Annotated in this window: 12 protein-coding genes; 3 read left to right on the plus strand and 9 right to left on the minus strand. The window is 64.4% G+C overall.

The features are described 5' to 3' along the window. Positions 1-95 precede the first annotated feature (95 nt). The 4 genes from ACTHL0_RS17775 to ACTHL0_RS17790 form a co-directional block, all read right to left on the minus strand. Entirely contained in the window at positions 96-797 is a 702-nt protein-coding gene (locus tag ACTHL0_RS17775) for an aspartate/glutamate racemase family protein (RefSeq protein WP_440568135.1), read from the minus strand. Beyond that, on the minus strand, positions 788-2,149 hold the full coding sequence (locus ACTHL0_RS17780; protein WP_440568136.1) for a dicarboxylate/amino acid:cation symporter: 1,362 nt from the start codon (positions 2,147-2,149) through the stop codon (positions 788-790). Before ACTHL0_RS17780 ends, ACTHL0_RS17775 begins: the two co-directional genes overlap by 10 nt. 1 nt (position 2,150) lies before the next feature. After that, on the minus strand, positions 2,151-3,149 hold the full coding sequence (locus ACTHL0_RS17785; RefSeq protein WP_440568137.1) for an ABC transporter substrate-binding protein: 999 nt from the start codon (positions 3,147-3,149) through the stop codon (positions 2,151-2,153). 291 nt (positions 3,150-3,440) lie between these two features. After that, positions 3,441-4,847, minus strand: coding sequence for a PLP-dependent aminotransferase family protein (locus tag ACTHL0_RS17790; protein ID WP_440568138.1), 1,407 nt, complete (start codon positions 4,845-4,847; stop codon positions 3,441-3,443). A gap of 122 nt (positions 4,848-4,969) precedes the next feature. Here ACTHL0_RS17790 and ACTHL0_RS17795 point away from each other — a divergent pair, with 122 nt between their 5' ends. Together ACTHL0_RS17795 and ACTHL0_RS17800 are read left to right on the plus strand one after the other, a co-directional pair. Then, positions 4,970-5,857, plus strand: a complete 888-nt coding sequence (locus tag ACTHL0_RS17795) for a DMT family transporter (protein WP_440568140.1) — start codon at positions 4,970-4,972, stop codon at positions 5,855-5,857. 173 nt (positions 5,858-6,030) lie between these two features. Beyond that, positions 6,031-6,351 (plus strand): hypothetical protein, encoded by a 321-nt coding sequence (locus tag ACTHL0_RS17800; protein WP_440568141.1) that lies wholly within the window; start codon positions 6,031-6,033, stop codon positions 6,349-6,351. A 91-nt stretch (positions 6,352-6,442) separates the two neighbouring features. Here the strand turns inward: ACTHL0_RS17800 and ACTHL0_RS17805 are convergent, their stop codons facing one another. Then, positions 6,443-8,668, minus strand: coding sequence for a TonB-dependent siderophore receptor (locus ACTHL0_RS17805; RefSeq protein ID WP_440568143.1), 2,226 nt, complete (start codon positions 8,666-8,668; stop codon positions 6,443-6,445). Between the two features lie 365 nt (positions 8,669-9,033). Between ACTHL0_RS17805 and ACTHL0_RS17810 the strand changes: the two genes are divergently transcribed. Next, positions 9,034-9,201 carry a hypothetical protein gene (locus ACTHL0_RS17810; RefSeq protein ID WP_440568144.1) on the plus strand — a complete coding sequence of 56 codons (168 nt, stop codon included), beginning with the start codon at positions 9,034-9,036 and terminating at the stop codon, positions 9,199-9,201. Between the two features lie 164 nt (positions 9,202-9,365). On the opposite strand, the gene ACTHL0_RS17815 is transcribed toward ACTHL0_RS17810, so the two are convergent. The 4 genes from ACTHL0_RS17815 to ACTHL0_RS17830 form a co-directional block, all read right to left on the minus strand. Beyond that, a complete protein-coding gene (locus tag ACTHL0_RS17815) occupies positions 9,366-10,151 on the minus strand; it encodes a winged helix-turn-helix domain-containing protein (protein ID WP_440568146.1) in 786 nt (261 codons plus the stop codon). A gap of 43 nt (positions 10,152-10,194) precedes the next feature. Then, on the minus strand, positions 10,195-10,971 hold the full coding sequence (locus ACTHL0_RS17820; protein WP_440568147.1) for an energy transducer TonB: 777 nt from the start codon (positions 10,969-10,971) through the stop codon (positions 10,195-10,197). Positions 10,972-11,142: 171 nt separating this feature from the next. Next, positions 11,143-12,117 (minus strand): FecR family protein, encoded by a 975-nt coding sequence (locus tag ACTHL0_RS17825; RefSeq protein WP_440568148.1) that lies wholly within the window; start codon positions 12,115-12,117, stop codon positions 11,143-11,145. Beyond that, positions 12,114-12,626 (minus strand): sigma-70 family RNA polymerase sigma factor, encoded by a 513-nt coding sequence (locus ACTHL0_RS17830; RefSeq protein ID WP_440568149.1) that lies wholly within the window; start codon positions 12,624-12,626, stop codon positions 12,114-12,116. Before ACTHL0_RS17830 ends, ACTHL0_RS17825 begins: the two co-directional genes overlap by 4 nt. Positions 12,627-12,887 lie beyond the last annotated feature (261 nt).

Below are 12,887 nucleotides of genomic sequence, written 5' to 3' on the forward strand. Positions count from 1 at the left end.
GCCGTCAGTTGGACTTAGGCTATGCTGCCCCACTTCTTTCAACAAGCCGACATGCGAAGTTGTCCGTGGCGGGACGAAACATCGCCGCGCCGCATTCACGCCGCGCGGACCCATCCCCGCTCAGCCGCAAAAACCACCACGGCGCGCGCCAGTTCGAGCGTGCTGTCGATCAGCATCATCGACGTATCGCCCAACGGCAGCGCGGCAATGGGAATCTCTGTGCAAGCCATGATTGCCACCGCGACGCCTCGCCGCTTCAGCGCCGCGAGCGCGCGTGCGAGCCGCGCTGCCCCGGTGCCGATCTCCCCTGCTTTTACCGCATCGATGGACGCGTCGATGTCGCGCTGCACGGCCGCGGACGGCAGAATCGGATCGATGCCGCGCGCATGCAGCGCCGCCTCGTAAAAACCGGACACGAGTGTGCCGCGCGTAGCGAGCACGGCCGCCTGCCGGATGCAGGCCGGCAACGCGGCCACCGACGCCAAGGCGATGTGCAGCACCGGCACCGCGCTGTGTGCCCGCATCTGCGGATACCAGTGATGGACCGTGTTGCACGGAATCGCAATGGCGTCCACCGCGCAGCGATTGAGTAAGTCGATCCCCGCGAGCAATGCGGGCAACGGGTCGATATCGTCGCCCAGGATCGCCCGTCGGCGGTCGGGCGTATGCGCTAAATTGGCGACGATCATCGGCAGATGTTCTTGATCGCAGCGGGCGTGAGTCAACTCGACAACACGCCGCATGAAGTCCACCGTCGCGAGCGGCCCCATTCCCCCCAGCACTCCGATTAGCGCCATGGCTGCCTCCTGCGTGTCGAGTCGATGGATGTTCCTGCGGATACATGGGCCCGTGACGGCTGCGGGCAAATGACGCAAACGGCGGCGGTATTGCCGATGACAAGAAGCACCGAGCGCAGCATGTCGCACAGCGGATCGACGGCTACGAACAGCACGAACGCAGCTTCGAAAGGCAGCCGCAAATACGCGCATGTCATGCCGATCAACGACACGATGACGATCCCCGACATACCCGCGGACGCGAATCCCGCCAGCATGGAGACCATCAACGCGGTCCCCAGCCCGCCGACGCCGAGCGTGCGGCCATATAGCTGTGCGACGAACAGCGTCGCGCAGGCGTAATAGACCATCGGCCCGATGCGCAGCAGCGACAGCATCAGCGGCACAAGCAATTCCACGCTCGTGCGCGCAAAGCCCAGCCGCTCGACGAGACTTTCGATCACGCTCGGCATGCTGGCCATGCCGCTGCGCGTGGCGAGCGACATAGCGATCGGCGTGCGCAGCGCGGCAAGCGTCACCGAAAGCGGGCACCCTGACCGCTTCCAAATGACGAGCGTGGCAATCGCGAGCAGACAGATCACCGCGATAAAGAACGTGGCGACGAAACGCAGCATGGCGGCAAGGGGCCCGATGCCGGAGGTACCGAGGTGCGCTGCGCTCATAGAAAAGAGCACGATCGGCGCCGGATAGGCAAACCAATGAATGAGTTTCTGGCACGTGTGATAAACCGTCTCGAGCGATTGGCTCAAGGCGCCGGATACGCGCTCGGGCACATGTCCCGTGGCGAGTCCGAAGAACAACGAGAACACCAGCGCCTTCAGCGTGTCGCCGTTCGCCAGTGCGGCAAAGACATTTCCCGGCACGAGCGAGATCAGGATGTCGGTTACGCTTGCTGTTTCTTTCGGCGGCAGATCGATACCGTGAAGATTCATGATCGTCTCGCTGGCTGCCGAATCATGGCTGACCATCGCGCCGAATATTTTCAGGGTTCCGTCCGGCAGATGGGCGCCCGGGCGCACGGCCAGCAGCACCAGTGCGCTGAAGACAACGACGAATACGGACACAGCGACGAACACGGCCGCCATGCGTGCGATCAGCGGCGACGCGTCGCCATCCCGGAGCAGCCGCTGGAGACTGAAGATCACCGCGGAAACCATGAACGGCAGCGCCGTCATCTTCAGCAGGCCGACGTAGACGTCGCCGACGAACGCGAAGCTCGGGGCTGCCGCCGGCCAAAGCACACCGGCCGCTGCGCCCAATGCGAGACTGACGATCACCACCACCGGGTTGACCGCGAGCGCGCGGATCCGCTCGGAGCGGGAGGGTGTCTTTTCTAGGGTTATGGAAGACATTTCAATGCCTCATTGCCTGAAGCAGTACCGCCGCATTGAACTGCACGGTGCGGTCGGCCAGGAATTGATTGACGAACGCCAGCAGCGTCGGCTCGGACAGCGCCACGCCGATCGCAAAGGGATCATCGAGATCCTGTAGCGTCACAATGCGCAATCGGAGCGCAGCCTGAGCATCCCGCTCCAAGACGGCCTTGACGTCGAACTCGTCACGATAGGCGGCGGCGACGGCGCCCGTTCGCAATGCCTCGAGCAGCGCGTCCCAAGTGGCGTAAGGACGCACCGTCGCTTTCGGAAAGTTTTCCGCGGCGTAGTCGGTGTAAGCGGAGCCCGCGAGAATGCCGATCGTGCCGTCGTAGCTTCGTATGACCTCGGGCACCGTGCGGCCATTCAACAGCGCGGCGAATTTGACGCGGTCGAGCAGCAGTGCGCGCTTCAAATTGACGTACGGTTTGCTGAAGCGAATCACCTCGGTGCGCGCCAACGTGCGCGAAAGCTTGCTGACGGCGATGTCGGCCCGCCCTCTCGCCAGCAATTCCACTACGCCATCGAAGGTGTTGGCCTCACGATCGAAACGCACGGCTACCCCGAGCTTGCCGGCGATTTCGCGAGCCAGTTCGATGTCGATGCCGGCCAACTCGCCGTTGCGCGATTCGAAGAACGGCGGCTGATCGACGCCCAGCACGGCGACGACAAGTTCACCACGCTGAACGATGCGCGCGATATCGGGCGCGAGCAGCCGGCCGTCAGGCAGTTCGACAAGGCCGGCGGGCATCGACGACGTCGAGGGCAACGCTGGCGAGGGGGCCGCCACGCCAGCGGCCGATATCGTCGAAGGGAGCGGTTCGGACGCGGCTGCGCTGACACAGCCGAAGCCGAAGCCAAAGCCAAAGCCGAAGCCGAAGCCGAAATCTAAGCCCGAGCCGGCCAGCAACACGATCGCCAACGCCGCCGCCGAAGTGATCTGCCCCGCTGCGCGAGCGAACCGGCTTGCGCCCGGCATGCCGGGGATTCGGAAGAGTCGGCACGGCGAGCGGCCGAAGAGGTATCCAACGCTGGGTTTCATACGGCAAGAGTGAACCTGTCGTTGCGCTGCGTGGCCCACCCGTTCTCGTCCTGCCGAACGGGCTCCAAGACATCGCGCCCAAGGGGCGCGTTGGAGAACTGCGCGGCATGTCGGCCGCGGGTTCAATGTCTCAGAGTCGAGCGCACTCGCCAATGCATCGGATCACCCGGGTCGAACGGCACGGACCGCGACGCTTGGAAACGGTGCCTCGGGGATGCCCGCGACCGATCAACGCGCCGCGTCCATCGCGCGTTTCAATGCTTCATAGGTTTTCGGCCCCTTGCACCGGGAGACGTTGAATCTCAAGAATTGCGCCGCCCGCTCGGACGCACTGAAGACGTTGCCTGGCGCCAGGATCACGTCCTCGTTCAATGCGTGACGCGCGACACGCGCCGCATCGAGCCCCTCCGGCAGCCGGGCCCAAAGAAACATGCCCGCGCGCGGGCGTGTCCAAATCTCGAGCCCGGCCTGCGCGAGACGCCTGACCGTCTCGCTCATTGCATCGGCGAGCTTCGCGCGCAGGCCGTCCAGATGCCGCCGATAGGTGCCATCCACCAATAGACGATGCACGACGCTTGCCGTGACTTGCCCGCTGCCGAACGACGTCGCGAGCTTCAGATCGATCAAGGGGTCGACCCATTCCTGGCGCGTCACGATGTAGCCGCAGCGCACGGCAGCGGACAGCGTCTTCGAGAAACTGCCGATCGAAACGACACGCGACAGCCCGTCCAGAGCAGCAAAGCGCGGTGACGGCTCGGATTCGAAATCGGCGAAGATATCGTCTTCCACGATCAGCAGATCGTGTTCGCCTGCCAGCTTCAACAAACGATGCGACACGGTGGGCGTCAGGGTTGCGCCCGTCGGGTTGTGAATCGCCGCGTTCGAAATGTACAAACGAGGACGATGCTCGATCAATGCGCGTTCGAAGCAGGCGAGATCGGGCCCATTAGGGGTGTACGGCACGCTGACGATCGATACGCGGTGCGCGAGCAAGAGCGCACGAAAGTTGAAGTAGCAAGGATCGTCCAGCAACACGGTATCGCCGGGTTCGAGCAGGAATCGGCAGACAAGATCGAGTGCGTGCGTGCCGCCGTCCGTCAATACGATTTGCGACGGCTCCGCGTCGATGCCTTGCTGAGCGAGTCGCAACGTCAAATGCTGCCGTAACGCGGGCAGCCCGGATGGCGTGGCGTACTCGGCCACGCACGTGTGCGGATCGCGCGCGACCGCGCGCAAGGCGCGGCGGATATTGTCCTCGGGCAGCCATGACGACGGCAGCCACCCACAGCCGGGCCGCAACGCTTGGCCGCTCGTTTCGAGCGACTGGCGAGTGAGCCAGAGCGGATCGACGTCGCGGTCGAGCTTGGGCCCGAGATCAGCCAGCGCGAGCGGCGGCGTATGCCCGGCCACAAAAAACCCGGAGCCGCGGCGGGCGACGAGCACGCCTTCGCCGGCCAACCGTTCGTAGGCTTCGACGACGGTGGATTTCGACACGCCCAACGCCTCGGCCATCATCCGGATCGATGGCACCCGTGCGCCTTGCATCAGCGAACGGTTGGCGATTCGTTCATACAGTACATCCATGACCGCGCCGACCCGCGTGCGCGATGCTTGTTTGAAATGGACTTCGGCCATATCGGCTCCCGCAGCTGTACTGATATTTACTCAGTACAGTTCGACAAAATTGTGCTGATCCGTAGCTTACGCTTTGTGGCTGCCGGATCCATGATGTCCCGGTTATCGACCCGGGAATGCAGATGAAAAAGACGACCGACGGATGGCTCAGCGGCTTGCTGGGCGTGGTGATCTTCAGCGGCTCCCTACCGGCCACCCGTCTCGCCGTGCAGGGGCTCGATCCGATCTTCGTCACCTGCGTCCGGGCGACGATCGCGGGCGTGCTTGGATTGCTGCTGCTCGTTGCCTATCGCCAGGCGCGGCCCCAGCGCGGCGATCTCTGGCCACTGGCGCTCGTCGCGCTCGGCGTGGTGCTGGGCTTTCCTTTGTTGACGGCCCTGGCCTTGCGCCACATCACGTCCGCGCACGCGATCGTCTTTGTCGGGCTTTTGCCGCTCGCAACGGCAATCTTCGGCGTGCTGCGCGGCGGCGAGCGTCCGCACTTGCCGTTTTGGATCTTCTCGGCACTGGGCAGCGGAGCCGTCGTCGCCTTCGCGTTGCGCCACGGCGTGCAGGCTTCCCCAATCGGAGATGTGCTGATGCTTTCGGCGATCGTCGTATGCGGGCTCGGCTACGCCGAGGGCGCGCGTCTATCGCGCAGGCTCGGCGGCTGGCAGGTGATTTCCTGGGCGCTCGTGCTCTCGCTGCCGATCATGCTGCCGCTTTCCTGGTGGACACATCCGGCGACATTCGAAGGCGTCACCTATGCCGCGTTCTGGGGGCTCGCCTACGTCTCGCTGTTCAGCATGCTGATCGGCTTCGTCTTCTGGTACCGGGGGCTCGCATTAGGTGGCATTGCCGGGGTCGGCCAGCTGCAGCTCTTGCAGCCGTTTTTTGGGCTCGTGCTGGCCGCCGTGCTGCTGCATGAGCCAGTCCCCCCATCGATGATCGCTGTGGCCATCGCCGTCGTCATGTGCGTGGCCGGGGCGAAGCACTTTTCGCGCGGAGCGGTGGCGCGTCGGCCCGGTTGAGTCGCCCTCGTGATGCCTGCTTGCCTTGCGCAAACGGCAGCAAATGGCAGCGATTGGTTGCGATTGGCTGCCACTTGCTCAGCGTGGTCAAGCGCAGGTGCATGTTCGCTCGCGTACCCAGCGTTTCGTCTCATTGCTTCGAGACATGCCGCTATTGTCCGACAATCGAAGCCTTGGACAAACAAAACGGAAAACGGGAGAACGCCCGGGTGATCTTCGAGAACGACGAGCTGTCCGACGCATGGGATTCGCCGGACGACGCCATGAACATATCCGTGCCGGTTTCGATGGTCCTGCATCCTTCCGGCGATATCGATGTCGTCGTGATCGACTTGATGCGGGACGATGAGCGCGAGTGCCTCGCGGAGCGGAGAATCCGCTTCACCGCCCATGCCGCTGCGCAATTCCTCGACGCCATCGGCAGTTCCGCGAAAGCGCAAAGCACGCACATCCTGTTCGGCGACGAGCGCCCGGTGATGGCCACGCTCCACTAGCTTCGCTAATGCCTAACGTCCTGTCCCGTAAGTTCTTTGATAAATGAAATTGACTTGCGGGACAGGGCACTCGTACACCAGACGCGCATCGTCAGCCCAGGTCGAACGTCGTCGTCAACATCACGGTCCGGCCCGGCAGCACCGGGATGTAGATCGCGTGCATCGATGCGGCATACAGGCGCCGGTCGAACACGTTCTTGACACCCAGCTGGGCCGACCAACGCTTCGCCCGGTAGAAGACGGTCGCATCGACGCGCGCATCGCCGGGTACAGAGAAGCCGGGCATATCCGTCGGCACGCGCGAATGGGCGAAGATCCCGCCGCCTATGCCCCAGCCGCGCGCCGGATCGTGGCTGAACGCATAGGTGGTCCACAGGCTTGCGGTGCGCGGCGCGATTGCCGGGACCACGCCGCTGTCGGGACCTGTGCTCGAACTCGAGATCGTCAGCGTACCGATCACGTTCCAGCCGGGCAACGCCTGGCCCTGAAGATCGAACTCGAACCCCTGGCTGCGCTGGCCGGGTACCGCCGCCGCGAAAAACGGATTCGTCGGGTCGCTCCCGATCGCGAAGTTGTCGCGCACGCGGTAAACCGCCGCCGTGGCAAAGAGCTTGTCGTCGAGCAGATTGAATTTGACACCGGTCTCGATCTGCTCGCTGCGGATCGGCGGCAGCGGCGCGCCGCTCGACGTCGGCACGCCGAGCGACTGATCGAAGCCGTGCAGCCAGTTCGCGTACAGCGTCGCGAAAGATGTCACGCGGTAGCTCACGCCGACGTTCGGCGTCCATGCGCCGTTGTGCTGATTGAGCTGATTGAGGGAATCCGAGAGCAGCACGTTCGTCCGCCGCAGCGACCCCAGGATACGCAGCCGCGATCCGAAGACGAGTTGCGCCTGCACATAGGCGCTCCACTGCCGGGCATCGTACGATCCGAAGGGGGCCAGTGGTCCGCCGGGCACGGTCGCCAGCGGCTGTGGCGTGTACAGGTTCTGCGTAGAGAAATTATCGGGCGCCTCATCGTCGGCGTACCCCAGCCGCCAGAAATCGACGCCCGCGAGCAGCGTGCCCGACACGCCGCCTGCCTTGAACTTGCGCACGACTTCGCCCGCCACAGTGGCTTGGTGCTGGACCGTGCGTGAATAGATCGCATCGAGCCCTACGTTGCCCGTGGCGTCGAACGCGGCCAACGGCACATTCCAAAACGTTTCGGTCTCGTAACGCAGCAGCCGCGCCCGCGCACGCACACTCCAACCGTCGCCGAACGCATGCTCGGCAAGCAGATGCACCTCCGTCGATTCATTGGCGATGTGGTCGCTCGGTGCACTGACCGGCGTGAGCGGCGTACCGGACAGCGGTAAGCCGTCCGGGCCGTCCACCGTATACGGCAGGACCGGCAAACGGTTGCGGTAGCGCTCGAACCCCAGTGTGATATCCGTTGCGGCGTCACGATAGCGCAGCGAAGGTGCGAGGTACAACTCATGCCGCCCGTCGTACCCGCCGTAGTTGCGATTGTCGAATTCGCCGCCGGCGACAAAGCGATAGCCGAGATGAGAAGCGTCACCGAACGTACCCCCGAGGTCGACGCTCGCTTTGCGCTCACCGCTCGAATCGATCTCGGTCGTCAGCTTGCGCTGCGTCTCGAACTCAGGCTTCTTCGTGACCAGATTGACGATACCGCCCGCCGGCACCCCTCCCGCAATCAGCGTGACGGGCCCTTTGATCACCTCGACACGCTCGATGCCTTCCAGCGGCGGGTAGGCATCCGATTCGTAGAGCATACCGTCGACCATGAGGGCGGTCGTTTGAAAACCGCGCACTCTGACATCGTAGTTCGCGTTGTTGAAACCGAACGACGGCATCACGCCGCTCACGTTGTTCAGCGCGTCGGCGACGGTTGCCGCCTGCTGGCTGGTCATCACCGCCTGGCTCACGGCGCCGACCGACTGCGGCACGTCGGATAGTGCCATGTCGGTGCGTGTCGCGGCGGACGAACGCTCGACGACGAAACCGTCCTCGGCGGCTTTGCCGTCGTCGGGGCGGCCGAGCACGTCGATCTTCGGGAGCACGTGCTCGGGCGGTGCCGCGGCGCCTGGCTCGCCCGCCCCTTCCGCGCGGCGCAGCGTGAGGGTGCCGCCTGCCACGTCGATCAGTTCGAGACGGCTGCCGGCCAGCGCATCGGCGAGCGCCTCTTTCGCCGTCATCGTGCCGTCGACAGGATGCGCCACGAGACCGCGCGTGAGCTCGGCATTGAACGAAAGCACGAGATGCCCCTGCTTCGCGATCTGCAGCAGAACCTTATCGAGCGGACCGCCCGGCACATGAAACTCGATGGGCGATCGCTCCGCCGCCCACGAACAAGGCACGACCGCTGAACACCAGATTGCCGCCGCCAAACCACTCCAACGTACGCGGAAACCGCGCCCGATTCTCGCCATTGCATTCATCTCGACTACAGGACCGTCGACTCGACCGTTTCCAATACGAGCGATGCAAAACCGAGCACCCCACCGCATGGCCAGAAACGCGCTCGATCATCGAGCGCGCTTTTCGTTGCAACGGCCAACATAGCGATTAGTTGATGCGGGCAGGGGTAAGAGTGAGATGATTTTGTCGTCAGGATTTCCTTACCCCATCGCCAGGGGCAAGCTGACGCCGGCGTTCTTTAAAAGGAGCGCGGAGTCAGTTGAATCTCGGTACGGCCGCCGCGCGCGAAGTGACTCGATTTCGTTGGCGAACGCTTCGCCGTTCCGGCAGCAACGCACAGATTGTCCTCGATGCGCTGCACAAGGCCGTTGTCTTTCGTCAGGATGGCGTAGTTCAAGATGACCCCCTTCTGTCGCAGATGAATTGATCCGGTAATTCCCATTCGGGCCCGGCGAGCTTGAAATCGACTGATTGAATGACGCTGACCCGGACTGCCTCGATCGCCGCCGAGATACGGTTCGCACATGGCACCGCGTACCGCGTCGAGCGCAGCGGAATCGAGGTCGGCAAAGCCGGTGCTTTGTTCAGCGCTCACGGCGCTCGCGCGGGAGCGATCTCGGCATACATGCCGGCCGGCCCGAGCGCCAAGCCGCCGTCGAATCGCACATGGTTCATTTCCTCGCTCTCGCTCGCCGCCACCTCGAGCCGGTAGCCGAGTGAATAGACGGTGCGCAGCGTGACGCCCTGCTCACCCCCGAGCGCGAGCTTCTTGCGCAGCTTGTAGACGTGCTGCTGGATCGAGCGATCGGCGCAATTCGCCTCGCTGCCCCAGATCGATTTGGCCACCATCGCCCGGGTCAGGCTGACGCCGGGGTTCGAGAAGAGCAACCAAGCCGTGGCGAACTCGCGTGGCGTCAGCTGGATCTCGCTACCGCGAATCTCGACGACACAGCAGGCCTTGTTGAGCGTATAGCGGCCGACGCACAAGCGCTCACTCTCGCGGTTCGCGGCGGCACCGTCGCCCAGCGTTGCACGCACCGCACGGACATAGAACTCGTTCTCGTCGAAGTGCGACGAGAGGATGTCGGTTGCGCCCGCCTCGTACCACTGAAACATGCAGGCGTGATCGGCGAATGAGCCGATCACGAGCAACGGCGTGTTCCGAAGCGAATGGCACTCGCGCCAGGACACAAGCGCACTGGACGCGACGTTCGTGCTACGCGCGTCGATCACGATCAGATCGTAGTGCCGGTGCCGCAGCACGCGGAGCATGTCGATTTCGTTGGCGAACGCTTCGCCGCTTGCGCGGCAACGCACCAGGCTGTCCTCGATGCGCCGCGCCAGGCCCGTGTCTTTTGTCAGGATGGCGTAGTTCAAGATGACCCCTTCTGTCGCATTTGCATTGACCGGTAAGCCGCCGTTACGGCGCGGCGAGCTTGAAATCGACTGATTGAATGACGCTGACGGGGACTGCCTCGCCCCGCTCGCGATAGGGTTCGCAAACCGCACCGCGCACCGCATCGAGCGCGGCGGAATCGAGATCGGTAAAGCCGCTGCTTTGCTCAAGACTCACGGCGCTCGCGCGTCCGCCCGTATCGAGCGTCATGCGCACCGTGGCCGTGCCTTCCTCCTCCAGCCTGCGTGCACGCGCCGGATAGGCCGGTGCCGGAATCCGGCAGACCACTTCGTCGGCCCGCTTCGTCTCGGGATGAGCGCTGAACCGCGCGGCCGGGACGGCCGACGGCGCCTTCGCCGCGCTGGCCGCCGACGCTGCGGCATCGGCGACGCCGTTGGCGCCACCCGCTGCCGTCTCCGGCTGGGCTACCACCAGTTTTTTCGGCGCATCGGTGCGCGGCGCCGGCGCAATGGCCTCGGTTCGCGCCGGTTTGCGCGGAAGCGCACGGCCTTCGGCCGGCGATACGTGCGGATGAATCGGTGCATGAGAGAGAGGACCGGCCGCCGCTGGCCGGTCGGCCGCGGAAGGTGCCGCGAGCAAAACGACTCGCAGGGGGCCAGTAGGCGCGACGGCATGCGCTTCGCGCAGCCCGGACAAGCCCGATCGCGTGAACGTCACGTAGGCTGCGAGCAGTGCAACATGCGCCGCCACGACGAACGCCGCCACCCCGAGCGTGCGGGCCTTCGAGCCCGGCTGGGCCGGAGTAAGCAGCATCGTGGAAGGGATAGCCGTGCTCGTCATGTCTTTCGATCGCATGGGTGGTACGGGTGCGCTTTTGCGGGTTCCCTTTTGCGGGTTCGCATTTGCGCTTTCAAACGGTATGTGAAGCGAGCGAGCGAAAGTGACGTGGTCCGCGCGAAATTTTTTTCGCTGAGGCAAAAAACAGTCCGCCAGGCAATGCGGGGGACGGCGTCAGGCCCGCGAGATCAGGATCAGATATCCCGCGTAGCGGTCGATTGCGAGCGGCAGCGTCTGGGCCAGCGCATCGAGGGCATGCACCGGCTCGTCGAGCGGCAGCACGCCGGTGACCGGGAGCGATGCGGCATCGGCTGACACGCGGATCACGCCCGGAAAGTACGGGCGCAGGCGCTCGACCACCGATCCAAGCGGCTCCTCGTCGACTTGCAGCTGGCCGGAGACCCACGAGGCTTCGAAGGCGGCGCTTTCGCGCACCGGCTCGATCCGGCTCGCCCCGGCCCGCGCTGTGCGGCCAGCGCTCAGCGTCATGGTCCCGCCGCCAGCCACGGCAATATCGACGGGCGCGTCGAGTGCCGCGATATGAAGCCAAGTGCCTTCCGTACGGACCGAGAACGAACCGGCGCGCGCACGCACGCGACGGTGCCCGTTGCGAACCACGAACGGCCGGGCGTCACCGGCCGCGACCCGCACGAAGCTCGCACCGGTACGCAGCACCAGCCCACGCACGTCACTGCCGTAAGCAAGATCGACGGCACTGCGGGCGCCCAGCGTGACAGCGGAGCCGTCGGCGAGCACCGTTTTCGTGCGTTCGCCCGTGTTGGTATGCAGATCGGCCGTCCACTGCCCGATGGGCGAGAGGCGATCGACGATCGCGCCGGTGCCGAGGGCGACCGCGCCGAACGAAAGCATGCCGCGGACGAGCCTGCGGCGCGAGGGCGCGGCCAACAGCGCGTCGCCGAGCGCTCGACGCCCGATGCCGGCCGCGGTGGGCGGCAGGAGCGCACCGAGCGACGCCTCGACGTGAGCCACGGCCTTTGCGTGCGCGGGATCGGCGGCGCGCCAGGCTTCGAAGCGCTGCCGGTCGCGCGCGGTCGCATCGCCCGAACGCAATAACACCATCCAACGAATGGCGGCACTGATCGCCTGCTCGCCGGCAGCGGCCTTTGCCGGCGCGATGTCTCCGCTCACTGCACGGAAGCCAGACAGCAAGCGTGCATCGCTTGGGCGAGATAGTCGCGCACCGTCCGCTTCGACACCCCAAGCCGCTCCGCAATCTCGGCGTGCGTCATGTCGTGAAACTGGCTATAGACGAACGCATTGCGCGCTTTGGCGGATAAACGTGAAAGCATGCGATCGATGGCGCTGAGCGTCTCGATCACGATCGCGCGCTCCTCCTCCGAAGGGGCTTCGGCTTCCGGCATCGCGGCGAGCGCGGCGAGATAGGCGCGCTCGAGATCGCGCCGGCGCCAAAAGTCGTAGACCAACCGATGAGCGATGGTCGTCAACATCGCGCGCGGCTCGCGGATCCCTGCCGGATCGGGCAGCGCGACCAGTTGAACGAACGTTTCCGAGGCGATGTCCTCGGCGGTGAACGCGCAGCCGAGCTTCAGCCGCAGGCGGCCGAGCAACCACCGATACTCGTTGCGAAAGATCGACTCGAGCGGCGTGAGGCTGAGGCTGGCAATGGCATCTGACATACGGCTGCTCCGCGTGCTTAACTCGACTTCCTTCCGCTCCCCCGCGCTAACGGTAGGGAATCGAAAGATCCATACCCCTACAGGTTACGAGGGTAAAAAAAACGAATCAATCAGGGAAATGGAGAACGCGAGCGATCATGGGGTAGGCGAATCTAAGGACGTTTTGTGTCGATATTGTGACAAACAACTAGTAGAAAGGGTCTTCTAGTGTCCTGTCCCGTAAGTTCTTTGATAAATGAAATTGTCCAGTTGGTGTCGGCC

Origin of the sequence: Trinickia sp. (assembly GCF_051961175.1) — a bacterium.
Taxonomy (GTDB): domain Bacteria; phylum Pseudomonadota; class Gammaproteobacteria; order Burkholderiales; family Burkholderiaceae; genus Trinickia.

Excerpts from the sequence above, each read along its gene's own strand:
- ACTHL0_RS17785 (WP_440568137.1), bottom strand. The coding sequence starts at position 3,149 with ATGCCGGGCGCAAGCCGGTTCGCTCGCGCAGCGGGGCAGATCACTTCG.
- ACTHL0_RS17780 (WP_440568136.1), bottom strand. The coding sequence starts at position 2,149 with ATGTCTTCCATAACCCTAGAAAAGACACCCTCCCGCTCCGAGCGGATC.
- ACTHL0_RS17775 (WP_440568135.1), bottom strand. The coding sequence starts at position 797 with ATGGCGCTAATCGGAGTGCTGGGGGGAATGGGGCCGCTCGCGACGGTG.
- ACTHL0_RS17830 (WP_440568149.1), bottom strand. The coding sequence starts at position 12,626 with ATGTCAGATGCCATTGCCAGCCTCAGCCTCACGCCGCTCGAGTCGATC.
- ACTHL0_RS17795 (WP_440568140.1), top strand. The coding sequence starts at position 4,970 with ATGAAAAAGACGACCGACGGATGGCTCAGCGGCTTGCTGGGCGTGGTG.
- ACTHL0_RS17790 (WP_440568138.1), bottom strand. The coding sequence starts at position 4,847 with ATGGCCGAAGTCCATTTCAAACAAGCATCGCGCACGCGGGTCGGCGCG.
- ACTHL0_RS17820 (WP_440568147.1), bottom strand. The coding sequence starts at position 10,971 with ATGACGAGCACGGCTATCCCTTCCACGATGCTGCTTACTCCGGCCCAG.